Origin of the sequence: Bacillus altitudinis 41KF2b (genome assembly GCF_000691145.1) — a bacterium.
Taxonomy (GTDB): domain Bacteria; phylum Bacillota; class Bacilli; order Bacillales; family Bacillaceae; genus Bacillus; species Bacillus altitudinis.
This window is the reverse complement of the sequence record NZ_ASJC01000001.1, coordinates 119898-143117: the sequence shown is the minus strand read 5'-3', so window position 1 is coordinate 143117 and position 23220 is coordinate 119898. Positions and strand designations below refer to the sequence as shown.

At 40.8% G+C, this 23220-nt stretch carries 26 protein-coding genes and 1 riboswitch; of the genes, 7 read left to right on the top strand and 19 right to left on the bottom strand.

The annotated features are described in order from the left end of the window. Positions 1-106: 106 nt before the first annotated feature. The 8 genes from thiD to BA79_RS00660 form a co-directional block, all read right to left on the bottom strand. On the bottom strand, positions 107-913 hold the full coding sequence (gene thiD / locus BA79_RS00695; RefSeq protein ID WP_017359661.1) for a bifunctional hydroxymethylpyrimidine kinase/phosphomethylpyrimidine kinase: 807 nt from the start codon (positions 911-913) through the stop codon (positions 107-109). Between the two features lie 17 nt (positions 914-930). After that, positions 931-1944 carry a thiazole biosynthesis adenylyltransferase ThiF gene (locus BA79_RS00690; RefSeq protein WP_035700330.1) on the bottom strand — a complete coding sequence of 338 codons (1014 nt, stop codon included), beginning with the start codon at positions 1942-1944 and terminating at the stop codon, positions 931-933. Continuing rightward, entirely contained in the window at positions 1941-2708 is a 768-nt protein-coding gene (locus BA79_RS00685) for a thiazole synthase (protein ID WP_007498979.1), read from the bottom strand. The genes BA79_RS00690 and BA79_RS00685 overlap by 4 nt, the downstream gene beginning before the upstream one ends. 4 nt (positions 2709-2712) lie before the next feature. After that, positions 2713-2916 (bottom strand): sulfur carrier protein ThiS, encoded by a 204-nt coding sequence (gene thiS, locus BA79_RS00680; protein ID WP_017367025.1) that lies wholly within the window; start codon positions 2914-2916, stop codon positions 2713-2715. After that, on the bottom strand, positions 2913-4025 hold the full coding sequence (gene thiO / locus BA79_RS00675; protein ID WP_035700327.1) for a glycine oxidase ThiO: 1113 nt from the start codon (positions 4023-4025) through the stop codon (positions 2913-2915). The genes thiS and thiO overlap by 4 nt, the downstream gene beginning before the upstream one ends. Next, complete coding sequence (gene tenI / locus BA79_RS00670; protein WP_035700324.1) at positions 4009-4626, bottom strand: thiazole tautomerase TenI; 618 nt, start codon at positions 4624-4626, stop codon at positions 4009-4011. Before tenI ends, thiO begins: the two co-directional genes overlap by 17 nt. Further along, the gene (gene tenA / locus BA79_RS00665; RefSeq protein ID WP_035700321.1) at positions 4601-5311 is read right to left on the bottom strand and encodes a thiaminase II; all 711 of its coding nucleotides are present in this window, start codon (positions 5309-5311) and stop codon (positions 4601-4603) included. Before tenA ends, tenI begins: the two co-directional genes overlap by 26 nt. A gap of 78 nt (positions 5312-5389) precedes the next feature. After that, positions 5390-5499: riboswitch (TPP riboswitch) on the bottom strand. Positions 5500-5552: 53 nt separating this feature from the next. Next, positions 5553-7400 (bottom strand): monovalent cation:proton antiporter family protein, encoded by a 1848-nt coding sequence (locus BA79_RS00660; protein WP_035700319.1) that lies wholly within the window; start codon positions 7398-7400, stop codon positions 5553-5555. A gap of 160 nt (positions 7401-7560) precedes the next feature. Between BA79_RS00660 and prpE the strand changes: the two genes are divergently transcribed. Next, entirely contained in the window at positions 7561-8304 is a 744-nt protein-coding gene (gene prpE / locus BA79_RS00655) for a bis(5'-nucleosyl)-tetraphosphatase PrpE (RefSeq protein WP_017367020.1), read from the top strand. Positions 8305-8344: 40 nt separating this feature from the next. Here prpE and BA79_RS00650 read toward each other — a convergent pair whose 3' ends face one another. From BA79_RS00650 to BA79_RS00635, 4 genes are all read right to left on the bottom strand, one after another. Further along, the gene (locus BA79_RS00650; RefSeq protein WP_035700315.1) at positions 8345-9238 is read right to left on the bottom strand and encodes an RluA family pseudouridine synthase; all 894 of its coding nucleotides are present in this window, start codon (positions 9236-9238) and stop codon (positions 8345-8347) included. Between the two features lie 17 nt (positions 9239-9255). Further along, positions 9256-10056, bottom strand: coding sequence for an NAD kinase (locus BA79_RS00645; RefSeq protein ID WP_008355343.1), 801 nt, complete (start codon positions 10054-10056; stop codon positions 9256-9258). A 65-nt stretch (positions 10057-10121) separates the two neighbouring features. Further along, on the bottom strand, positions 10122-10751 hold the full coding sequence (gene yjbM, locus BA79_RS00640) for a GTP diphosphokinase (protein ID WP_008348457.1): 630 nt from the start codon (positions 10749-10751) through the stop codon (positions 10122-10124). Positions 10752-10784: 33 nt separating this feature from the next. Further along, positions 10785-11150, bottom strand: a complete 366-nt coding sequence (locus BA79_RS00635) for a UPF0738 family protein (RefSeq protein WP_008348459.1) — start codon at positions 11148-11150, stop codon at positions 10785-10787. Positions 11151-11367: 217 nt separating this feature from the next. Between BA79_RS00635 and BA79_RS00630 the strand changes: the two genes are divergently transcribed. The 5 genes from BA79_RS00630 (at position 11368) to BA79_RS19335 (ending at position 14787) form a co-directional block, all read left to right on the top strand. Next, positions 11368-11943 (top strand): CYTH domain-containing protein, encoded by a 576-nt coding sequence (locus BA79_RS00630; protein ID WP_035700312.1) that lies wholly within the window; start codon positions 11368-11370, stop codon positions 11941-11943. A 25-nt stretch (positions 11944-11968) separates the two neighbouring features. Then, positions 11969-12733, top strand: a complete 765-nt coding sequence (locus BA79_RS00625) for a lytic transglycosylase domain-containing protein (RefSeq protein ID WP_008348461.1) — start codon at positions 11969-11971, stop codon at positions 12731-12733. Between the two features lie 277 nt (positions 12734-13010). Then, a complete protein-coding gene (locus BA79_RS00620) occupies positions 13011-13409 on the top strand; it encodes a globin domain-containing protein (RefSeq protein WP_007499001.1) in 399 nt (132 codons plus the stop codon). Then, on the top strand, positions 13406-14317 hold the full coding sequence (locus BA79_RS00615) for a ClpXP adapter SpxH family protein (RefSeq protein ID WP_007499002.1): 912 nt from the start codon (positions 13406-13408) through the stop codon (positions 14315-14317). Before BA79_RS00620 ends, BA79_RS00615 begins: the two co-directional genes overlap by 4 nt. A 296-nt stretch (positions 14318-14613) precedes the next feature. After that, the gene (locus BA79_RS19335) at positions 14614-14787 is read left to right on the top strand and encodes a hypothetical protein (protein WP_008348466.1); all 174 of its coding nucleotides are present in this window, start codon (positions 14614-14616) and stop codon (positions 14785-14787) included. A 231-nt stretch (positions 14788-15018) separates the two neighbouring features. On the opposite strand, the gene pepF is transcribed toward BA79_RS19335, so the two are convergent. From pepF to mecA, 4 genes are all read right to left on the bottom strand, one after another. Then, positions 15019-16845 carry an oligoendopeptidase F gene (gene pepF, locus BA79_RS00605; protein ID WP_282706805.1) on the bottom strand — a complete coding sequence of 609 codons (1827 nt, stop codon included), beginning with the start codon at positions 16843-16845 and terminating at the stop codon, positions 15019-15021. A 214-nt stretch (positions 16846-17059) separates the two neighbouring features. Next, positions 17060-18220, bottom strand: a complete 1161-nt coding sequence (locus tag BA79_RS00600) for a competence protein CoiA (protein WP_035700308.1) — start codon at positions 18218-18220, stop codon at positions 17060-17062. Positions 18221-18382: 162 nt separating this feature from the next. Next, complete coding sequence (cls, locus tag BA79_RS00595) at positions 18383-19903, bottom strand: cardiolipin synthase (RefSeq protein ID WP_008348473.1); 1521 nt, start codon at positions 19901-19903, stop codon at positions 18383-18385. A gap of 85 nt (positions 19904-19988) precedes the next feature. Beyond that, complete coding sequence (gene mecA, locus BA79_RS00590; protein ID WP_008348474.1) at positions 19989-20654, bottom strand: adaptor protein MecA; 666 nt, start codon at positions 20652-20654, stop codon at positions 19989-19991. 264 nt (positions 20655-20918) lie between these two features. Here mecA and BA79_RS00585 point away from each other — a divergent pair, with 264 nt between their 5' ends. Further along, on the top strand, positions 20919-21584 hold the full coding sequence (locus BA79_RS00585; RefSeq protein ID WP_035700305.1) for a TerC family protein: 666 nt from the start codon (positions 20919-20921) through the stop codon (positions 21582-21584). Positions 21585-21624: 40 nt separating this feature from the next. Here BA79_RS00585 and spxA read toward each other — a convergent pair whose 3' ends face one another. The 3 genes from spxA to BA79_RS00570 all read right to left on the bottom strand — a co-directional run bounded on the left by spxA (position 21625) and on the right by BA79_RS00570 (position 23217). Beyond that, entirely contained in the window at positions 21625-22020 is a 396-nt protein-coding gene (gene spxA, locus BA79_RS00580; RefSeq protein WP_003211421.1) for a transcriptional regulator SpxA, read from the bottom strand. A 193-nt stretch (positions 22021-22213) separates the two neighbouring features. Further along, the gene (locus BA79_RS00575; RefSeq protein ID WP_024720065.1) at positions 22214-22792 is read right to left on the bottom strand and encodes a GNAT family N-acetyltransferase; all 579 of its coding nucleotides are present in this window, start codon (positions 22790-22792) and stop codon (positions 22214-22216) included. Positions 22793-22929: 137 nt separating this feature from the next. Next, entirely contained in the window at positions 22930-23217 is a 288-nt protein-coding gene (locus tag BA79_RS00570) for a hypothetical protein (RefSeq protein ID WP_035700300.1), read from the bottom strand. Positions 23218-23220 lie beyond the last annotated feature (3 nt).

The following is a 23220-nucleotide window of genomic DNA, read 5'->3' as shown; positions in this document are numbered from 1 at the left end:
CTGATCATAATCTTATCACAAATCATGAGATATTGACAATTTCCGTTGAAAGAAAGTTTTTATTTCAGAAAAAAGACCGTCCTCACAAGTGAAGACAGTCTTCTTTTTATGCTTTGACTCTGTTTTGCTGATAAGCAAAGTGGTTAGTCGGTCCGTGCCCAGCGCCAATATTCAGAGGAAATTTGATCGCCTCATGGACAAAGGTTTCTGCCGTTTCAAAGGCTTCCTTCATGGAACGACCTTTTGCTATTTCTGCCGTTAATGCCGCTGCAAATGTACAGCCTGTTCCGTGTGTATGTGGTGTATCAATATGTTCGTTCGTGAGTTCAAAAAAGCTTTTTCCATCGTACAAAAGGTCTGTAATGAGGCCGTCTGAAGGACTATGACCTCCTTTGATCACAACATAGGACGTGCCAAGCTCATAAAGTCGTTCTGCTGCTCTATGGCGATCGTCTTTTGTCTGAATGCGCATGCCTATCAGCACTTCTGCCTCAGGGAGATTCGGTGTGACTGCATAACTGACAGGTAGTAACTGTGTTTTCATAGCAGAGACCGCATCTTCATTTAATAAAGAAGCGCCGCCTTTGGCAATCATGACTGGATCGACAATTAGTTTCAAGTCATATTGCTTCGTCTTTTCAGCAACGACACTGATCATGTCGGCACTCCACAGCATCCCTGTTTTAGCGGCATCTGGCAACAAGTCTTCTGCTACTGCATCAATTTGACTTTCGAGCGCCTCGATAGACAGAGGATAAATACCGTGAACGCCAAGTGTGTTTTGCGCTGTAATGGCCGTAATGGCGGACATTCCGTACACACCAAGCTCCTGAAAGGTTTTCAAGTCTGCTTGAATACCTGCTCCACCACCAGAATCAGTACCTGCGATGGTTAATGCTTTTTTAATCGTCATGTCATCTCACCCTCTCATTAGCCAATCCATTGATGATAAATCGTTCTCGCTTTCGCAATATCATTTGTCCCATGTACAAGCGCTCTGCCATCTTTGAATAAAACAAGCTTGTACTCATCCTTCTGACACGAAAGCAAATAAGGATTTTCCAACACATCCATTCCTGCTTTCTTTAGCTGACGGGCTACTTCATGCAGCGCAGGGGGTGCCCCTAGTGCACTGCGAATTTGTACGGTATTTCGTCCACATAATACATCTGCTTTTGCTCTTTGATCATATGAGAGAAATGGATATGTCTTAAGACCGCAGCTTGGACATTGTTTCTTTTTTAAAGACGTAACGGATCGAATATCAGATCGCTCGTTTGTCCATAAATCAAACGATCTTAATACCGGTGTGATGTGGTGTCCTGTTAAAAGCTTCAGTGCATCCGCCACTTGATAGGCCGCAACCTGCTGCACTACTGGACTAATAATTCCTGCTGTATCACATGTCATGCCTTGTGCAGGCAAATGCTCAAGCAGGCAGTGTAAACATGGTGTTTCACCAGGAATCACTGTGAATTGAATACCATAGCTTGCTACACAGGCCCCGTAAAGGAACGGAATTTGATGTTTGACGGCCGCATCGTTCGCAATCATTCTCACCTCAAAATTATCCGCTGCATCCACGATGATGGATGCCCCGCTGACGTACTCATCAATATTTTGAGCGGTCACGTCAATGACGATGCCTCTCACATGAACGTCACTGTTCACCTGCTTGAGTCTTTTCTCAGCAGCCACAGCCTTTGGCAGCCGATCAAGAACATCTTGTTCTGTGTAAAGCTGCTGACGCTGCAGGTTGCTCCATTCAATATAATCTCTATCCAAAATGGTGACAGATCCTACGCCGGCACGGACGAGCATTTCAGCACTCGCTGTTCCAAGTGCCCCAGCCCCAATAATGACGGCATTTGAGGCATTTAGCCGTTTTTGTCCTTCTGTACCGATCGGCCTAAAAAGCTCTTGGCGTGAATAACGTGTGCTCAAAATGCTGGCATTCCTTCTTGCGGACTGCTGGCTGTTCCATAGTTTTTGAGTGGAATACGGCCTGCCTCGAAACCGAGTCTTCCAGATTCAATCGCCAGCTTCATCGCTTTAGCCATTTTCACAGGGTCCTTTGCGCCAGACACGGCTGTATTCAGTAATACAGCATCAGCGCCCAATTCCATCGCATAAGCAGCATCCTTCGGCGAACCTACACCCGCATCAATAATAACTGGCACCTTTGCCTGTTCGATAATAAACGATAGATTCAGAGGGTTTAAAAGTCCTTGACCTGATCCAATTGGAGAAGCACCTGGCATAATGGCATGGACACCAAGTTCTTCTAATTTCCTTGCCAACACCACATCATCTGACGTATATGGCAACACGATAAAACCTTCTTCTAATAGCATTTCAGATGCTTTTAACGTTTCGACTGGATCTGGCAGAAGAGACCTTGAGCAGCCAATGACTTCTACTTTGATCATGTCACACAGTCCAGAAGCTTTCGCTAAACGAGCAATCCTCACCGCTTCTTCCGCTGTACTTGCCCCTGCAGTATTTGGTAGCAATGTATAGGCTGATAAATCGAGCTGCTCTAAAAAATTGGGCTGTGATGGTTCAAATATGTTCATTCTTCGCACAGCAAAGGTCAAAATTTCAGCTTCTGATACGTTGACCGCCTCTTTTTGAACTTCAAATGATGGATACTTTCCTGTCCCTAGTAATAGTCTTGATGTAAATGTTTTTCCGCCAATGCGCAGCATGGTGTCATCCTCCTCCTACAAAGTGAACGATTTCAATCGTGTCATTTGGTTGAATTTTTACCTGTTGAAAGGCTTCTTTATCTATAATTTCTTGGTTCTTTTCAACGATCACCACTCGATTTTCAAGCTGATAGGCTGATAGCAAATCAAAAATCGTGCCATTTTCCTTATCGAAATCAACCATTCTTCCATTCAATTGAATTTTCATACGAACAATGCCTCCTTTCGCCCAATCCGAAACGCATGAAGCCATTCCTTGTGAACAGACTCGCCTACTATCAAGCGGCGAATGATTTCCCCCGTAATTGGCGCAAGTAAAATGCCATTTCGATAATGTCCCGTTGCAAAAAGAATACGCTCGTCTTCTGGATGTTTTCCGATATAGGGATGCCGGTCGCTTGTCGCTGGCCGAAGACCTGCCCAGCATTGATCAATCGGCATCTCTCGAATAGAAGGCATGAGCTGAGATGCTTTGTGAATAACTGCTTCAATACCGCCAAGTGTCGGAACGGCCTGCCAGTCATTCGGTTTCATCGTTGCACCAATCACTAGCTTACCGCTATCCCTTTGAACGATATAACAATGATCATGGTAGATGGTGTGTGCAAGCGCTGGACCGTTATTCCAAACAGACACGCATTCTCCTTTTACTGGATAGAGAGAATGTGATAACCCCAGTTCTTCTAAAAAACGACCTGACCATACACCACTTGCTACAGTCAGATGATCACATGTGAAGCTGCCTTTAGCTGTACTGACTGTCAATGTTTCTTTTCCCCTCTTTACATCAATAACGGGGGTAAACTCCTTCACATCCGCTCCATGCCGAACAGCCGCCTGCCAAAAAGCCCTGCATACCGCATATGGCTCGACATGTACATCATCTACTATCAAGCCTGCTCCTACAATGTCATCTGCTATTTGAGGCATACGTTCTTTTACGCTGCTTGCTTCAAGCCATTCAAATGTGGGCAAATGCTGCATCCGGCAAAGCGCACGCTTTTCTTGTTCTGTAAAAGCCACCTTCATAATCCCGCCCACTGATGTCCGAATATCAATGCCCGATTCATGCTGAAGGTCGACCGTTAATTTTTCATATAAAGCCTGACTTTGTCTGCCTACTTGAAAGAAAATATCTTCATCACCTTCTCCTTCAGCATGTGCACCCAGCATGCCAGCAGCCGCACTCGTCGTTTGCTTCCCGATCTCATTTGCCTCAAATAAGACAATCTGCTTTCCTGCTTTTGCAAGGTGATAAGCGATCGACATCCCTATGATTCCACCACCAATGATTGCCACATCATAATGCTTGTTCATAAGGATTCTCCTCTCGCTTTTTAGAAAATGTTTGCGCCATTTTGCGCGGCTGAGGATGAGCAAAAATCCCCGACATGACGGCTATTCCCTTTAAATCAACATGCATCAATTCTGGCAGTCGTTCTGGTGTGATTCCACCAATGACAACAACTGGAATGGACAGCGTAGAAGTCATTTCCTCCACAACCTTTATGCCTCTCGCCTGTAGTCCGGGTTTGCATGCGGTATCATACACATGCCCAAACATGACATACTCTGCCCCGTTCTTCTCTGCTGCTTTGGCTTCTTCTATCGAATGAACCGATACCCCCGCATGGAGGTGAGGAAATTTTTGTCTTAATTCCTTTGGCGAAAAGCTGTGTCCAGGAAGATGAACCCGGTGAATATTGGTCAGCAGCGCAACGTCAACTCGGTCATTGATAATCAGCTTTTCTTTCGGAACACCTTCTGCTAGGAGTTGTTTCACGAGGTGAACCAGTTCACCTGCTGCCTTCGATCGTTCACGAATATGAATAAAGTCTACTTCAGACGCAATGTCTTTTATTTGCTTGATGAGCTCCCTGATAGGAAGCGTATCATTTGTCACTGCGTGGAGTTCCATTTGCACCAACCCCATCTAAGCATGCTGTCTGCCACATTTCTTTTTCATATGCCATCTCCCAGAAATGGTATTCGTAATAGCTCGAAATCACGAAATTTTCTTTCATATTAGCCCGCACATGTTCTGGCGCTTTTTCTGCAAGTTCATTAAAACGGTTCACCTGTTCAAAAACAAGCTCTTTAAACCAATCTCCGCCATATGTCAAAATCCATTCTTGATAAATCGGATGGTCAGGTGTTGTTTGTTTCAGTTTTTCTCCTACCTCATAATAAAGCCAGTAGCACGGCAATAATGCGGCTAAAATTTCTTCAAAACGACCGCTTTTCACAGATCGGTACATATGCGAGGTATATGCATATGCAGTTGGAGAAGGTTTAAAGTTTGCCAGCGCTTCATCAGAGATCTGGAGCAGTTCTGTGAACTTTCTATGCAGTGATAGCTCTGCTTCATACGTACCCTGCGCATGATATGCCATTCTGCCTGTCGTATGTAAGTCCTCACTAATGGCGGCTCCATATGACTGTACTTTTGCAAAATGAGTTAAATAGTACGAATCCTGCATCACATAATAAGTGAAACGATCGAGTGAAAGTGTGCCATCACCAATCCCTTGCACAAAAGGGTGTGTAAAGCTCCCATTCCACCATCTAGCTGCTGCTTCTTTACATTCATTCGAAAATGTCATGTTCCTCTCCTCCTGTTTTTCCATATAAAAAAACCACTTTCCGCGTGGAAAGTGGTTTGGAATTTGTAAAAAGCATAGTCAAACACCGCACCACTTCCCTACGCAGGTATGAACCTGTTCAGGTAATGAGGGTCTAAAAGTCTACACTTTTATCTCAGCCCTTTTAAAGGACTCCCCTAGTGGATCAAACATATATTGTTGTACCTCTATCTTAATCAGGATTTGTTCATCGGTCAAGGGTTCATTGCAACTCTAATTGGGCTCTTAGTCCTGCCACATACTCCCGGGAGCCAGACACAAGCACGCGGTCACCGCTTCTAAGCGTCGTATCCCCATGCGGTACTAAGCTGTCAATTCCTCTAAAAATACGGACAAACACCAAATCGCCGGTAAAAGGAAATTCCCGCAGCATGACATTATGATACCGATGATTGTTCATTTGAATTTGATACAAAGAAGAATCCTCATTTGTTAACAAGCGAATCGCATCAGGTGCTTCAATCAATGCCCTCAGCACCGTTTTAGATGATAGGAAGTTAGAAAAGGTATCGATCCCTGCTTCCTTTAATGTCAGCTCGGCTTCTGCTTTGTTGACACTTGCAATGACTTGTTTAGCTCCTTCTTCTTTTGCAAATAAAGCAATTTCCTTATTTTTCGTTTCACTGCCTGTAGCCACAACGAGCACATCCTCTTGCCCGATGCCAGCCTGTCTGAGCGTATCATCGTCATATTGTTCAATCGCTTCAACTTCAAAGATGGAGTCAGCAAGCAAGGCTTCTTTATTTTCCTGAAAGACGTGTAAAATACGGATGTCATATTCATCCTGATGCAAATCAAGCGTCACAGGTAACGTCAGCTGATTCGCCCCAATAAACGTCACACGCTTTTTATGATTGGTTTCACGTTCTTGTTTAAATAACGCCTTAAACCAAACAGGCGTTAAAATACTCGTGAGCACAGCGACTAGAATAAGGGCTCCTGACATTTTATGATCAATGACACCAAGCCGCTCACCAATCGTTGCAGCAGCAATGACAAGGGATAACGTCGAGGTTAATAAAAAACCAGAACCAATGACTTTTTTCATGTCATACCATTTTTTTAAATAAAGAATCGGAACGAGTTTACTAAGCAATAATGCGATAAACAGCAGCGGAATCATGATCATGATGGTTGGATCTTTAAAGAGTGACCATATATTCAGGTCCACACCGACCATCACAAAAAAGATCGGAATTAAAAATCCATAGCCAAACGAGTCCAGCTGCTGTACGAGTTCTTTATTAGGCGAAAGAAGAGACACAAGCACACCTGCTAAAAAAGCCCCAAGAATATTTTCAGCACCGAGTGATTCAGATAAGGCAACTAAGACTATAATGAGAGTAAAGATGGCTCTTGTCCCAATTTGCACCGTTCCTTTTGACATGGACTGAAAAATGGACTTTGTCTTAAATACCCGGCCAAATAAATAAAGAAGAATACCTGCCCCAAATAATAATAAGAGCAACCACATGTTCCCTGTTCCATCGCCATAAATGGAGGAAAACACAGCAAGTAAAATCATTGTCACCAAATCAGCAATGACGGCTACAAGCAAAATGATTTGACCAATATTCGTCTGCATCAACTTTTCTTCTTTTAAGGTAGGAACTACCACACCCAATGAGATGGTGGAAATAATAAGCGTCATTAAAAAGGCATTTTGAATAAATCCTGCAAGGACAAACGCATAAGACAGGATAAAGGACATACAAAATACGCCAACAAAAATAATGGTTGCTGTTTTAAATGTATTCGGTTCTTTTAATCCATTTGGTAGTTCTCGCGCTTTCTTCTTTGATTCAAAAGAAGAAAAATCTATTTCAAGTCCACTTAAAAACATAAGAAAAATAAAACCTAGCATGGATAACGTATCTAGCCATGCGTCATGTTCAACAACTAGTTGAAGACCGCTTTTTCCAATGATGAGCCCCATGATGATTTCAGCGACAACGACCGGGATGGTCAGCTTAAATCGGTGCAATAAAATGGGGGTGAAAAAGGCTACAATAATAACGACAACGAGTGATGAAACAGATGTATGCTCCATTGGCTAAAGCCTCCTAACATTCATGTTTAATTTTTAAGTTTTACGTTAAAGCATTGATTCTAACAATTGCCCAAATGAAATGAAAGCCATTCGTTATATTTTCTAAAATTCAAACTTCTTTATATCCGATAAATGGATGAAAAAATCAGGAGGAACCTTTATGAAATTCGATATCATCGGCGATATCCACGGCTGCTACGAAGAGCTGCTTACCCTCATACACAAACTAGGATACGAACTCAAACATGGACTACCTGTCCACCCTGATAAGAGAACACTAGCCCTTGTTGGTGATTTAACAGACCGCGGCCCTCGATCAGTTGCCGTCATGCAATTTGTCATACACGCCTATTCTAAGGGCGCCATCCGCTATGTGCCTGGCAACCATTGTTTTAAGCTGTATCGCTATTTGAAAGGAAATCCCGTAAAATTACTGCATGGCATTGAAACAACGGTAAACGAAATCAAAAACCTGCCGCATGATGAACAAACCATTTTATCACGTGAATTTAAACATTTATTTGAAAAGGCACCGCTTTATGATGTACTGATTCCGAATGAACTGATCATTGCACACGCAGCGATGAAGGAAAAGGATATTGGCAAAAAACCGAACAAACAGATGAGGTCTTATCTATTATTTGGAGCAGTCACCGGAGAAACATGGCCAGACGGTCGACCTGTCAGGAAGGACTGGGCAAAGGAATATCACGGAAAACCATGGATTGTGTACGGGCATACACCCGTAAAAGAACCAAGATTTATCGGTAGAACGGTTAATATTGATACAGGCTGCGTCTTTGGCCACCAGCTCTCTGCTCTTAGATACCCAGAACTTGAGACAGTATCTGTTCCTTCATCTATGCCATATGATGATTCAAGGTTTCAGCATTTCACGCAATAAAAAACCCGGTCCACCATGACAGGTGACCGGGTTTACTTGTTTACTGAAGCAATAATGTCATATCATCCGGCAAAGGAGCCGAAAAGGTCATGGACTCCCCTGTCATCGGATGCGGAAAAACAAGGGTTTCACTATGAAGTGCCTGCCTGCCTATTCTCTCGCTTGTTCCACCATATAGCGTATCTCCAACAAGCGGATGACCAAGGAATTGCATGTGAACACGAATTTGATGAGTTCTTCCCGTTTCAAGGGTGAGGGACACATCAGACATGTCTAAATGAGTATGTACCGCCCGCACTGTATAATGTGTTACGGCTTCCTGACCAGACTCATCTACCATTCGTTCAATAATGCTGTCCCCTTTTCGAGCAATTTTTGCTCTAATTGTTCCTTCCTTTTGCGTGATCATGCCATGTGTCATGGCTCTATACGTTCGCTTGACTTCCCCTTTTTTCTGCGCCTTTGATAAAAGGCTGTGTGCAAAGCGATGTTTAGCGACTAACATGACACCAGAAGTATCACGATCAAGACGGTTCACCAAGTGGACAGTCAGCCGAACGGACTGCTCAGCATAATGGTGAAGCAGTCCATTTGCAATACTATGCTCAGGGTGCTCTCGAGAAGGAATCGATGGGATATACGGCTTTTTATTCAGCACAAGCACGTGCTCGTCCTCAAATAAAATATCAAGTGGAATGGCCGAAGGTTTTAGCCCTTCACTCACTTTTTCCTCGGGGAATAAAATGGTGAGCCTGTCTCCCTCGCGCAGCTCATATCTCACGGTCACATGCTCTCCATTAATCAGAAGGTCACCGCCATCAAATTTAATATCTGTCAGCATTCTTTTTGAAATGCCAAGATCGATTAAGTAGTCCTTCAGCAGCCTGCCTTCTTCTTTGGCTGATATGGTTTTGTTTATCTTAAAGTATTCCAGCTAGAACAACCTCTTTCTTATTCTCCTTTGCCGATAAAGGAATCTTGCACCCTTTTCCAAAACGGAAATGGTCTAAATCGGGCAAACCGGACATTCTCGTCTGCCACTCGGCATTGAATGGATTTCACATCTTTATGCAGCAGCGACAAATGATCTATCGTCACCTGAAAATCCACATCATTAATCGGTTTGATCACACACGTATGGTGGTCCGGCAAAATGAGCGGCGAACCGACCGTTCTAAACACTCTGTTGTTGATTGAAGCCATTTCTGCCAGCTGGATCGCCCTAATGGATGGGTGAATAATAGCCCCGCCAAGTGCCTTATTATAGGCTGTACTGCCAGATGGTGTAGACAAACAAAGACCGTCTCCTCTGAATGTTTCAAAAAGCTGACCCCTAATCTCAACATCTGCCACAAGTGTACCTTCCATACTTTTAATCGTACATTCATTCATTGCTAAATATTTTTCTTCCCTGCCCCCATCGTTGTACCTGACGATGACTTCAAGAATCGGATATTCCACAATATGATAAGGCGTTTTGGCAATGGCTAACACAAGCTTTTCAATTTCACTCGGGACCCAGTCCGCATAAAAACCAAGATGGCCTGTATGTACGCCGACAAAAGCGGTTTCGTTCAGACGGTTGCTATACCGGTGAAAAGCGTATAAAAGGGTTCCGTCTCCGCCAACTGTAATGACGAGATCGGGTTCCTCTTCATTTAATTCCATTCCAAAATCCAATAAGTAGGTCTGTATTTTATTTTTAAGTGTGTCAGATACAGAATTCCCTTTCGAAGAAACTGCAAATTTCATGAATTCTTCTCCTTTTCCACCTTGCTGCGACGAGAAAGCAGCATCATATTTGATCAAGCTTAGGCTCAGCTATCGTTTTTCTTTTTCCGGGAAAATGCCACTTGCGCTTCTTGAATTTCCCCTCTGATTTCAGACATCTCATCATCAAGAAGAGATGCTGCCTCAGAAGCTCTTTGAAGGCGCTGCTTGACCTTCTCCGGGATATTCCCGCTATATTTATAATTCAGAGAATGCTCGATGGTCGCCCAAAAATTCATGGCTAATGTACGGATTTGGATTTCGACGAGGAGCTGCTTCTCTCCATTGATCGTTTGCAGCGGATATAACACAACAAGGTGGTACGAGCGGTATCCGCTTTCTTTATGTTCTGCAATATAGTCGCGTTTATCTACAACCACGAAGTCTTTTCGTGACTGAAGCATTTTCTTGACGACTTGTATATCTTCTACAAATTGGCACATAATGCGAAGCCCTGCAATATCCTGCATCGTTTCAATCTCATGCATCGGGATATTTTTACGCTTTGCCTTTTCCAATATGCTGGCAACGGGTTTCACTCGGCCAGTGACAAATTCTACTGGTGAATGGTCATCCTCAAATTCATACAGTTTTCGGATGCCTTTTAGTTTCACTTTTAATTCTTCGACTGCTTGCTTATATGGTGCGAGGAATTGATCCCATTGTTTTTTGTCCATGAAACTTCCCCCAATTCCAAATACCTAATTATTTCAGAGGAATGTGCTCTTCACTTTCTCTTCCATATCTCCGTAATTGGCATTGTCTTTAATATTGTCGATTAAATAGTTTAATTCCTGATGAAGTTGAATGAGTTCTAGCGTTTGCTCTTCCGCCGCCAAATAGACAGGGATTTCACGATTCATTGCTTCTTTTAATGGAGCCCATGTATGTTCTCCTAAAATCAGATACGTAAAAGACTCCTCAGTCTCAAGTATGTAAACGAACGCAAAGTGATCAGAATCAACAAGCATTTGTCCTGATGCTTTTGCTTTTTGAATTTGCTCATCTGACTGGACCGTCAAGATCAGCCTGTCTTCTTTTAAAGTTGCTTCTGTGATTTCAATTCTGTTTTGCATCATGATCTCCTTTACAACAAAGTACAGCTTTATTTTATCATATCAAGTTCAATATTGATAAACCGAACTTTTTGAGAAAATTTGATTTCTCCATTTCGTTGTTCATTTTGCCTCATTTAGCATCTATATACGTCTCTTTTTAAGGAATAAATAAGAAAAAAAGACGCTTTTCATGTACAATAATCATATTTCCTCTAAATGAAAGGTTGATGTCAAAATGGCACAGGAAATTGAGATAGAACTAAAACAATTATTAATGAAAGAAGAATTTGAACAGCTAAAAGAATATTTTCAATTAAAGGACGAGGACTTCCACACTCAAACCAACTATTATTTTGATACACCTCAATTTGATATAAAATCCAAATTCGCTGCATTACGAATGAGAGAAAAAGGCGGGCAGTGGGTTCTCACATTAAAGGAACCGCATAAGATCGGCCTTTTGGAAACTCACCAAACGATCGATCCTCCCGCAAGTCTTGAACATTTCCATCTGCCAGAAGGTGAAGTGGCAGACAGATTAGTAAACCTTCACATCCAAAAGGATCAAATCGTGTATTTTGGTTCACTGGAAACGTCAAGAGCAGAAAAAATGATCAAAGAAGGCTTAATTGTTTTGGATCACAGCCGATATTTAACAGTAGAGGACTATGAACTTGAATTTGAAGTGAGCGATTTAGACATTGGACAAGCCGCTTTCACAGCATTGCTTCAGCAATTTCAGATCCCACCAAGACACACGAAAAACAAAGTCGTACGTTTTTATGAAGAAAAAATGAAAACAAAAGAATAGATGAATTCCTTGAAGGAGGAACATGATGAACGTCAATCAACTTCAATCCTTTATGCAGCTTCAAGCACTCAAAACGTTACAATCTGATAATGGACAAACACAACTCACAGCTGGACAAGAATCAAGCGCTGAGACTTCATTCCAGTCGCTGTTGCAAGATTTTTTAGGCGGATCAGAATTATCTCGTCTCCCGCTTTCCATTTCTGCTTTCATGGGGTCGGACCCATCAACGTCTCCGAACACGCAATATGCACGAATGAACCCATATTTATCTGCGATAGCAGGCAGTGAACAGCTTCAATCTCAGTCTCTTTATGCAAATGACAGCCAATTGAATACCGCAAATGGTATTGGAAACGTCTTAAATAACAGCTACACACCGCCGCTTCAAAAAGCTGTTTCAGGCTCTTCATCAAAAGAGATTAATCAGATCGTCTCACAAATGGCTCAAAAGCACGGAGTTCCAGAAAAGCTGATCCACGCAGTGATCAAGCAAGAATCCGGTTATCGCACGAATGCTGTCAGCCATGCTGGTGCACTTGGACTGATGCAGCTTATGCCGTCTACTGCTAAATCACTTGGCGTGAACAATGCCTTTGATGCAGCCCAAAACATTGAAGGCGGAACGAAGTATTTAAAACAAATGCTGCAAAAATATAATGGAAATGTCTCACTTGCCTTAGCCGCTTATAACGCAGGCTCAGGGAATGTAGATAAGTACGGAGGCATTCCTCCATTTAAAGAAACACAAAATTATGTAAAGAAAATCACAGCTCAATATTTCGCCTAAACCGAAGAGAATAACCTCTTCGGTTTTTTGTATGTCGCTTTTCACCCTTTTTTGACTGAATGTGTTATGATATGGTCAATTGAACACGGAACCTGTCTCCCTCACTATTCCCAAAGGACCAAAGCGGTTTGTTTGTGGAATTGAGTAGAGGTTGTTAAAATAAGTATACAAGAATAGAAACAATAAAATAGAACAAACTGAATATCACTTTTGAAATACATGAAATTCGCAATAGGGTGAGCCATCCTATTAGCTACGAGTTAAAGGAGTAGTCAACATGGTACAATCGTTTAACGCACCTTACGAAGCGGTTGGAGAGGAACTTCTATCGCAACTTGTTGATACTTTTTATGAAAATGTAAAGTGTCATCCTTTGCTTCATCCTATTTTCCCGGATGACTTAAAAGAAACAGCAAGAAAACAAAAACAGTTCTTAACTCAATATTTAGGCGGACCGCCGCTTTATACTGAGGAGCATGGTCACCCAATGCTACGGGCGAGACATCTCCCTTTTCCGATTACTGAGGAGCGGGCGGACGCATGGCTTGAATGTATGGAGGATGCAATGGATCAAGTAGGACTAACCGGCGATATTCGTGACTTTTTATTTGAGCGGCTGTCTTTGACGGCTCGTCACATGGTCAACCAAATACCTGAAAAGGACGGACGATCTTGAGCTGCAATCCGCATGAGCAATATTTCTCACATTGTCACGGACATCCTCAAAAGCCGATTGAAATCTATGTATTCATTGATCCTCTCAGCCCGGACTGCTGGTTATTAGAGCCATCAATTAAAAAGTTGAAAATGAAATATGGCCGTTTCTTCACTTTACGAACGGTTACAAGTTCTAGTATTAATGCTTTGAACCGGAAACGAAAAAAACATTTACTAACCGAAGCGTGGGGGAAATTTGCCACGAAAACTCAGACCAAAAAAGAACAAATGCTGTCTGAACAAATTGTGACATCACCTTATCTCGCCTCTCTTGCATTAAAAGCAGCTGAACTTCAGGGCAGAAAATGCGGAATGAAATTTTTACGACTCATTCAAGAATCGCTTTTTTGCCATCAGCAGGACGTCACCAGTGAACAAGTCTTGCTAGAAAATGCAAAAACGGCTGGACTGGACATTGAAGAGTTCCAGCGAGATATCCATTCTCAAAGTGCTGTCAAAGCGCTCCAATGTGATATGAAAATCGCAGCTGAAATGGATGTGTCTGAGCTTCCCACTTTCGCCTTTTTTAATACGATCAATGGTGAAGAAGGATTAAAGATTTCAGGTGCATATTCTTATGATATTTACGAGGAAATTCTCTTTGAAATGATTGGCGAAAAACCAACACCTTCAGAACGACCGCCAATTGAATGGTTTATCGCTTACTTTCAATTTGCATCAGCAAAAGAAATTGCCGTTGTATATGACCTGACACTTGAAGAAGTTGAACGCGAGATGAAAAAGCTCGCATTCGCTAAAAAGGTAGAACGTGTACAAGTACATCAAGAAATGTTTTGGCGTTATACAGAAGGAGACAATCATTCAGATCTTGATGTCTACCGCTGTGAGAATGAACATGGGTGCTGACCCATGTTTTTTTCTTCACCCCCAAAAGAACACTTGTTCTATTTATAAGTACGAAGAAACCGCGCCGGGATAAGCGCGGTTTCACTATGTCTTAACGACAACAAAGGGGATGGGAGAAATTTTTCACGGTCAAACAAAGGGGTAATGTTTGTATGTGATTAATTTCACATCTGTAGTATATCAAATTTTGTCGACTTATGACAACCGATATACTATATGTTCATATTTTTGTCACAAAACATAAGAGGACTGTCACTTTCATATAGTGAAAGTAACAAAAAAATGGGGGGATCTGCATGCGCAGCACAACCATTGGACTTGTTGCCATTGGCTTATGTTTCTGTTTAAATATATTAGGGTTAATGAAGATGCTGCCTCTTTACCTGACATCTCCACTCCTATTCGCTTCCATTCTCTTTACACTCTATCGAATGAATCACCGAAAAACCTTCAAAGGTTTTAAAGCGTAATCATTGAATGTACAAACCTCGTTCATATAGACGAGGTCTAGCGTGTAGGCAAACCCTCGCATTCGGTGTCAGTCCTGCGTGCAAAGGTTTTCTATCACGCTAAAAAGAAGTCAAAGGGCTAAAATCAAGTTCATTTTAGCCCTTTGTCAACAATCTGGTCTTTTTTATTTCAAGAAAAAACTCCTGCCAAAAGGTGAGTTTGCACTCACACATCTGACAGAAGTCTTCTCGTTACTCACCAGTCTTTGAGATGAGCTCTTCCATTTCCTTTAATTTTTCTTCAAACAATTGACATGCTGCCTCAATTGGTTCTTTCGATGCCATATCTACACCAGCTTTTTTCAGCACGTTGATTGGATAGTCAGAGCTTCCTGCTTTAAGGAAGTCTGTATAACGCTCCACCGCAGGTTTCCCTTCTTCTAAAATTTGTTTACTTAATGCCTGAGCCGCACTATAGCCTGTCGCATATTGATACACATAATAGTTGTAATAGAAATGCGGAATTCGCGTCCATTCTAATCCGATTTCCTTATCCACAACCATACCGTCGCCAAAATACTTCTTATTCAGGTCGTAATACAGGTTCGTCATAAACTCTGGCGTTAATGCCTCCCCTTCTTGCGCTTTCACATGAATCAGGTGCTCGAACTCTGCAAACATCGTTTGTCTGAATACAGTCCCTCTAAATCCTTCTAACAAGTGATTGAGCACATACAAGCGCTGCTTTTTGTCCTCTAAATGATTGAGTAAGTATTCGCCTAGTAATGCTTCATTTGTTGTAGAAGCTACTTCCGCTACAAAAATGCTGTAGTTTCCGTACGGATATGGCTGATGCTTTCTTGTATAGTAGCTATGAACAGAGTGACCAAATTCATGAGCCAGCGTAAATAAATTATCAATATTATTTTGCCAGTTCATTAAGATATAAGGATTTGTACCATAGCTTCCAGAAGAATACGCGCCGCTTCGTTTCCCTTTATTCTCATAAACGTCTACCCAGCGATTTTCGAGTCCCTCTTTTAATACCGAAACATATTCTTCTCCTAATGGAGCTAACCCTTTCAGCATATAATCCTTTGCTTCATCATAGGTCAGCTTCATGCCAGCATCTTTTACTAATGGTGTATACAAGTCATAATTGTGCACTTCATCAAGCTTTAATACCTTTTTACGCAATTCAATGTAGCGGTGTAATAACGGTAAATATTGATGAACTGTATCAATTAGATTGTCATACACTTCTTCAGGAATACTGTTGCGTGATAACGCTGCTTCTCTTGCCGATTTGTAATGACGTACTTTCGCATAAAAATTATCCTTTTTAATCGAGCCGCTGAGTGTAGACGCCAAAGTATTCTTATACTGATCATACGTTTTATAAACGGCTTTAAAAGCATTCTTTCTCACTTCACGATCATCACTGTTTAAAAAGGTAATGAAGTTGCCATGAGTAATTTTCTTTTCTTCTCCATTTTCATCCTTAACAGAAGGGAACGAAATATCTGCATTATTAAACATACTAAACGTAGTGGATGATGTTGATAAAGGTTCAGAGGCTTCAGCTAATAAAGCTTCTTGCTCTTCACTTAAAATATGCGGACGCTCTTTGTTAATTTCTTCGAGAGCGTGAGAATAAAGTTTTAATTCTTCTTTTTCCAAAATGAATTGCTGCAGCTTATCTTCTTGAATAGATAAAATTTCCGGAACAATATAGGCAGATGTACTAGACAGCTGTGTAAATAAATTGGATGCTTTATCATTTAAAGCCTGAAATGATGAATTTGTTGTATCTTCATCGTATTTCATGTGCGCATATGTATAAAGCTTGCCAAGCTTTTCAGAAAGTTGATCCTGAAATGTTAGGGCTTCATACAAGACATCAGCAGAATGGGCCAGCTTGCCTTTAAATTGGGCGAGCTTCGGAATTTCTTTTTTTACAGCTTCGAATTCCTTATTCCAAGAATCGACACTTTCAAAAATATCTTCAAGGCGCCATTTGTTTTCTTCTTTTACTTCGCTTCTGTCTGGTAAATGATTGTTGTTATTTTGTGAAGTCATATGAATCCCCCTTGCATGAGTTGTGTTGAACCAACCTTTCGGAAAGTGAAAGAAATTGGTGTTGTATTTATCTTCTTTGTTTTGAACTATGTTTGTCAAATCATATGCAGAAATAAATACCAAACAAACTAAAAAAATGAGAAAAAAGCGTTTCTTTCTATTCAATAGCAGCACCACCTTTTTCTTATCATGATCAAAGTGGGCATGAAACATGCTAATGAAATAAGAAAGCATCTCGTTTTATCGCTTCATCTGCTGTTCGTATAGGCTTTTGATTCGACGTTACTTGATAATTACCCTCTTTCGTCATGTATAAAAACCCTAGTTTCACAAGCGCCCGTACATATGAAATGATCACCTCTTTGATTTCTTCTATTGTGACATTGGCATATCGGAGCTTCACTTCTTTATTCTGGACACATCGCTCAATTTCTTTTAAAAGAAGATGAATGGTCACTTGTTCTTTTCCCTTTCGAACCATCCAATCATAAAGACATCCTTGCCACACATAAACAGGGCTTGAAAAGATATATGCTTCTGTCAGGGGGATAAATAATTCTGTCGGTAGAAATGACCATGCTGTTTGATGATGCTCATAAAAAATGGTTCTTAAACGCTTGCTTTCGTTTGCTAAAATGCGGGGTGGTCGCTCCCTAAATTGCCGAATACACTTGAGCCACTCTTTATACAATTGATGATTGCTCGAGGAAACAGATAAGAGTGCTGATAGTTGGCGATAAGCTGAAGGCGGTCTAACGGTCATTGAGGCACATATTTTCGTTGGCTGAAACACGAGAAGTTGATCCAGGTGGATGAATCTATTTTGGATCGGACAATAAAAAATGAGTCTCCTATTCTTTGACTGCCTTAAAATTCCCCAATGAATGGAGGAGAATGAAAAGAGCTGGCCAGCCATTCGTTTTAAACGATTCGCCCCTATGACCCATATAGGATAGAGCCCCGCAGCACGGATACCTTCCGTTCGTTTATGTAGCTCTTTCCACGAAATATTTGCACATTGAAATTCGATGGCATAGCTTTTATTTTCTATAGCAACGGTCACATCAGGGCGCTGCTGAATGTTTGAAACATATTTCTCTAGTAACGGCTCATATCCAAGCTGCGTGAGCCAATCCTTAAGAGCCATTTTCCCTGCCTGATGATAAGCTGTTTCACCGGTGGACGCTAATGGACATGCCGAGAGCTGTTTATGTGCAAAATGATGGACACGATGCTCACCTAGCTTTAATAGAACCTCCTGCCTACATTCAGGACAGTAAAATTTGCACGTAGCTCTTACATGCTCTAGCCGCCTTTTAGTCAGATGTTGTGTGATGCGAATCAGCTTGCCATTCTCCATGATCGCTGCATTCATATATTTCGCCCCTTGCTCTTTGATGACCGTATTATAGCTTTTTCTCTCATCAGGAAGCGAATATCGATAATGAACTTTTATCGTATCAAAACGCGATTTTAAACTACTTTCCCTTAGTAAAATAAAAAATCCCCCTTTTAGAAAAGGGGGAAAATACAATTTTTATAAAAGAGGTGATAATAATCTTGCTGTTGATTCAAACAGCCTCACCCTCAAAGGTCTCTTCGCAAATTCTTCTGGAACAATTTCATGTGACTGCTCTAAATCACCTAAGAAGTCGTTGACCAGCTTCTCTGTGCTTTTTGTTTTATAGAGGAAAGCATTCACTTCAAAGTTCAGATGAAAACTTCTCATATCCATATTTGCTGTACCAATTGATGCTAGCTCACTATCCACAATGATAAACTTACTATGCATAAAGCCTTGATCATATTCGTATACCTTCGCACCTGCTTCTAAAAGTTCGGGGAAGTATGAACGGGACGCATGAAATACGATGCGTTTATCTGGATTTTTCGGCGCAATGATTCGAACATCGACTCCGCTCAAAGCAGCAATTTTCAGTGCGGACAAAATATCATCATCTGGTACAAAATAAGGTGAAGCAATCCAAATTGATTTTTTGGCGGAGATAATCATGGAGAAAAAGAGATTTTTAATGACTTCCCACTGTTTATCAGGACCACCCGCAATCATTTGTACGCCTTCTGCTCTACTCTCCATATGGCTGAAATCTTTAAAATAATCCACACCCGAGCATCTTTCATTGGTCATGTAATACCAATCCTGCATAAAAATCTGCTGCAAATCACGAACGGCCTCACCTTTAATCATCAGGTGGGTATCACGCCAAAATCCATATTGTCTGCTTCTGCCCATATATTCGTCCCCAATGTTAAGTCCGCCGACAAATCCTACTTCTCCATCAATCACCACAATTTTCCGGTGATTTCGGAAATTGATTTTATTATTTAATAAGGGCAGTCTCACTGGTAAAAACGGAACGATCTGCACGCCAGCCTTTTCTAAGTCAGCAATATATTGACGGGAGAGTTTTAGGCTGCCTACATCATCATATAAAAAGCGGACAATCACACCACTTTTTGCTTTCTCGATTAAAATGTCCTTTAATTCTTGTCCCAGATCATCATGACGGAGAATATAATATTCTAGGTGAATGTGATGTGTTGCTTTTTTGATTTCTTCAAAAATATGAGAGAACGTTTCTTCTCCATTGGTCAGAACTTTAGAGGATGTGCGATACGTAATAGGGGTATGTCCAAGTCTGTGGGCCAGCTTAAATAAGAGCTGCTGATGGTCACCCATATGAGTCATTTTTTCAATCGCTTCTCTGTGGATACGTTCATCTTCCTGGACAAGCTGTTCGTCTAGTACCGCTTTCTTTTCAAACAGTCTGCGCTTTTTAATATTGCGTCCAAAGAAAATATAAAACAAAAACCCGAAAAGCGGAAAGCTCCCAAGCAGCACAAGCCACGTAATCGTTTGAGAGGGATTTCTGTTTTCTAAGAAAATGACAAACCCGATGAAGATAATCGATAAAGTGAATAGAACACTGACGGAACTTAATACACTTACCGCTAGATCACCGGCAAAAATTTGGATAATCAAATAAGCACCTATCGTAATGATAAGAAAAAATAGAACTTTGACTACATTTCTCATTTCATTTTCTCCTTGCCGATCACTTTATTTACTTTTTCATTCAGATAAAAAAGTCGATTCCTCTATAGAAATCGACTTTTGGTTGTTACGAGAAGTGCTGTTGAATCGTTTCAAGCGCATTCTCTTTGACAATCAGCTGACCGTATTCTTGCAGTCTGTAGATGCTGACCACTGATTCATGAGCATATTCAAGCAGAATACTAAGCTTATTCTCCACCTGCTCATCTGACAAATCCTCGTGGAAGTCAACATATAGATAATAACGGTTTTCAAACGAATATAAACTTGTCGTAAAATCCTGCATATTTAATTGAGAAAGTGCAATCAAATCTTCAAAGTCATCCATTTTCAATACGAACTGAAGTTGAAGTTTTTTGTCCTTCTCATTATGATCTTCTTGATCTTGCTCTTCTTTATGAAAATCATCAAGCAGAGCATCTAAACTTTCTTCATCTGTTTGATCTTTTTTATCTTCTGGAATCGGCAATTCGAGCTTTTGTCCATCTTTAGAAAGTTGGGCTTTTGTCACGACAATTTCAAGACCTTTATCAAGTGCCTGTACTTGAATCCAAAGTGGTCCCTCTACTGCAAATTCTTCTTCTTCGTGCACTTCGTCCATCACTTCCCAGAACAGCTCTTCACTGCGCTCACGATTATACCAAATCTCTTCACGGTCAAAACCGCGATCTTCAATATCACCGTAGGAAATATAAAATTTGACTGTATGTTCATTTATTCTTTCGATTTCCATTTTGCCAACCTTCCCTTCTATATAAGATGTTGAAGGGACATACAAGCTCCCAATTAATAGTACTTTACTACACTTTACCCGTTCCGTCTACATGTTAACCATTTAAAGAAATGAGGTATTGCTGTGTACTGTCTATTTTATGATAAAACATGAATAAAAGAAATAAAAACGCATTTTTTGCAGAGAAAACTTGCAGAAACATATATTTGAATTGTCTTCATATATTGGTTGTACGAGCTATTTTAGTGAAATGAGGTGAACTGGATGGAAACAGAGTGGATCGTATCCTTACTGATGATTATTGGCATAGACCTCATATTAGGCGGAGATAATGCATTAATCATTGCGATGGCCAGTCGAAGCTTATCAAATGAAAAACGAAACAAAGCCATATGGATCGGCACACTTTTGGCAGTGCTGATGAGAATTACCATGACTGGTGCTGCCGTTTATTTATTGACCATCCCATATTTGCAATTTATCGGCGGTCTCTTTCTCCTTTATATAGGATACAATTTGTTAATTGAACAAAAGAAAGAATCCATTCGGATTAAAAGCAGCGGCTCCCTTTGGCGTGCTGTTCAGACCATCGTGATTGCAGATCTTTTTATGTCACTTGATAATGTGATTGCTGTTGCAGGGGCGGCTAAGGGGAACATGGTGCTCACTGCCTTTGGCTTAATGATTTCAGTCCCGATTATTATTTGGGGGAGTAAGCTGATTCATGCAGCACTAACCAAGTTTCCGATTCTTTTATACGGAGGGAGTGCCCTTTTAGCTTTTACTGGCGGAGAAATGATTGTCCGTGATGTAAAACTGAATGAATTTATGGCGCAGCATACTACACTTGAATTGTTGCTTCCTTTTTTAACCGTCGCAACCGTTATTTTAGCCAGTCTCTTTTACGAACAAACGGTTGAAAATAAATAAAAAAAGCTGCCAAATGATCGGCAGCTTTTCGTGTTGTCTATTAGTTAGCAAGTCGCTGAGCTTCTCGAAGTTGGAATGTACGAACCGTTCTAGGAAGGAAACGTCTAATTTCATCTTCGTTGTACCCAACTTGCAGTCTTTTTTCGTCCAAAATAATTGGACGTCTTAGAAGACCAGGGTGCTCATTGATTAGTTTATACAATTGTTGAAGTGGCATTGTCTCAACATTTACATTTAGTTTTTGGAATACTTTAGAACGTGTTGAGATAATTTCATCTGTACCATCTTCCGTCATACGAAGAATCTCTTTGATTTCATCGATTGAAAGAGGCTCAGAAAAGATATTTCTCTCTTGGTATGGAATATTGTGCTCTTCTAACCACGCTCTTGCTTTTCTACATGATGTACAGCTTGGTGATGTGTATAATGTTACCATAAATCTTCACTCCTCAATTTGTAGAATGAATATTGATCTGTATTCTTAAATTAAAATTGTTCTAAATAAGTAATCTTTATAGTGATTATACTATAAAAAAGTAAGTGTGAACAGATTTTCTTGCAATTTTTGTGACAAAAACTAGACAATTTCATTCTTTTTGTGCCGATGTTTGATGTCTGAACATTCTCATTTAGTCGAGATGATCGAAAATATTTTTTTGTTTTCTATTTTCAACGAGCTTCAGCACATCATCAACATCCTCATACGATTGTCCATACCATTCTTCATCTTTATACGTATGGATTCTTTCGTACGTCTTTCTCATGGCCTCCATCATTTCTTCCTCATTATCTGTACGAGGCGACCAATAAAGAATTTCCATGCGGTTCACTTCATTCGTTGCAAGTGACCTGCGTTTATAACCAATTGATTCAGCATGCTTGAAGTGCTCTCTCTGATAAAACTTTAGGCGTTTTGCGGTATCTGCATCATCTTCATCTACAGGCTCGACCTCAAGCAAGATCGGTTTTCTTTTTTCCTTCAGCTTATGAATGAGCTTTGAGCCGAGGCCTTCACCTCTTGCATCCTTGGAAACAAATAAATAATCAATAAAGATGAAAGAATCAAATTCAGCGTACATCATCACATGATGAGGCCCTTCTTCTTTATGATAAATATCACTTCTTTCCTTTAATAAAGCTTCCATATGCTCTTTTGACTTCATTTCTTCTATCGGGAAGTATTCACTGAGCTTTTCATACCAATTCATGGATCCGCTCCTTATGATGTAGTTAAGAACCACTTCCTTATCTATTCCCGATTTCCTGCTATTTAAACGCCTGTACTAGTAAGACGCAGCAATGCCATTGGTGGTTTCACTTTTTTTCAAGAGAAAGCAAAAAAGTTTTATATCGAACGATTCATGAGCATTTGAAAGCAAGCAAACAAAAGAAGTGTCATTGCGACCTGAAACATGATGAAATAAAGGTACTTTATACGCCGGACTTCTTCCTTCTGTTTATTCGTGCGCCGATACACAGCAAATTCAACCGAAAATGAAATGATGCAAATGAGCACTAAAAATGCGATCATCCACTTTCCTCCGTTTGGTTCCGTTAAAAAAGATATTGAAAAAAGCATCGTGACGATAAAAAAGTGAAGACATGAATAGCGAAACGTCTTCCATAACAACATTTG

Bases quoted from the DNA above. Each gene is read 5' to 3' on its own strand.
- BA79_RS00585 (WP_035700305.1), top strand. From the start codon at position 20,919: ATGGAAACAGAGTGGATCGTATCCTTACTGATGATTATTGGCATAGAC.
- BA79_RS00625 (WP_008348461.1), top strand. From the start codon at position 11,969: ATGAACGTCAATCAACTTCAATCCTTTATGCAGCTTCAAGCACTCAAA.
- tenA (WP_035700321.1), bottom strand. From the start codon at position 5,311: ATGACATTTTCGAATGAATGTAAAGAAGCAGCAGCTAGATGGTGGAAT.
- mecA (WP_008348474.1), bottom strand. From the start codon at position 20,654: ATGGAAATCGAAAGAATAAATGAACATACAGTCAAATTTTATATTTCC.
- BA79_RS00575 (WP_024720065.1), bottom strand. From the start codon at position 22,792: ATGAATTGGTATGAAAAGCTCAGTGAATACTTCCCGATAGAAGAAATG.
- yjbM (WP_008348457.1), bottom strand. From the start codon at position 10,751: ATGGACAAAAAACAATGGGATCAATTCCTCGCACCATATAAGCAAGCA.
- BA79_RS00660 (WP_035700319.1), bottom strand. From the start codon at position 7,400: ATGGAGCATACATCTGTTTCATCACTCGTTGTCGTTATTATTGTAGCC.
- BA79_RS00600 (WP_035700308.1), bottom strand. From the start codon at position 18,220: ATGAATGCAGCGATCATGGAGAATGGCAAGCTGATTCGCATCACACAA.
- thiO (WP_035700327.1), bottom strand. From the start codon at position 4,025: ATGAACAAGCATTATGATGTGGCAATCATTGGTGGTGGAATCATAGGG.
- BA79_RS19335 (WP_008348466.1), top strand. From the start codon at position 14,614: ATGCGCAGCACAACCATTGGACTTGTTGCCATTGGCTTATGTTTCTGT.
- BA79_RS00645 (WP_008355343.1), bottom strand. From the start codon at position 10,056: ATGAAATTTGCAGTTTCTTCGAAAGGGAATTCTGTATCTGACACACTT.
- prpE (WP_017367020.1), top strand. From the start codon at position 7,561: ATGAAATTCGATATCATCGGCGATATCCACGGCTGCTACGAAGAGCTG.
- BA79_RS00685 (WP_007498979.1), bottom strand. From the start codon at position 2,708: ATGCTGCGCATTGGCGGAAAAACATTTACATCAAGACTATTACTAGGG.
- tenI (WP_035700324.1), bottom strand. From the start codon at position 4,626: ATGGAACTCCACGCAGTGACAAATGATACGCTTCCTATCAGGGAGCTC.
- thiD (WP_017359661.1), bottom strand. From the start codon at position 913: ATGACGATTAAAAAAGCATTAACCATCGCAGGTACTGATTCTGGTGGT.
- BA79_RS00630 (WP_035700312.1), top strand. From the start codon at position 11,368: ATGGCACAGGAAATTGAGATAGAACTAAAACAATTATTAATGAAAGAA.
- pepF (WP_282706805.1), bottom strand. From the start codon at position 16,845: ATGACTTCACAAAATAACAACAATCATTTACCAGACAGAAGCGAAGTA.
- BA79_RS00620 (WP_007499001.1), top strand. From the start codon at position 13,011: ATGGTACAATCGTTTAACGCACCTTACGAAGCGGTTGGAGAGGAACTT.
- thiS (WP_017367025.1), bottom strand. From the start codon at position 2,916: ATGAAAATTCAATTGAATGGAAGAATGGTTGATTTCGATAAGGAAAAT.
- BA79_RS00635 (WP_008348459.1), bottom strand. From the start codon at position 11,150: ATGCAAAACAGAATTGAAATCACAGAAGCAACTTTAAAAGAAGACAGG.
- spxA (WP_003211421.1), bottom strand. From the start codon at position 22,020: ATGGTAACATTATACACATCACCAAGCTGTACATCATGTAGAAAAGCA.
- cls (WP_008348473.1), bottom strand. From the start codon at position 19,903: ATGAGAAATGTAGTCAAAGTTCTATTTTTTCTTATCATTACGATAGGT.
- BA79_RS00570 (WP_035700300.1), bottom strand. From the start codon at position 23,217: ATGTTGTTATGGAAGACGTTTCGCTATTCATGTCTTCACTTTTTTATC.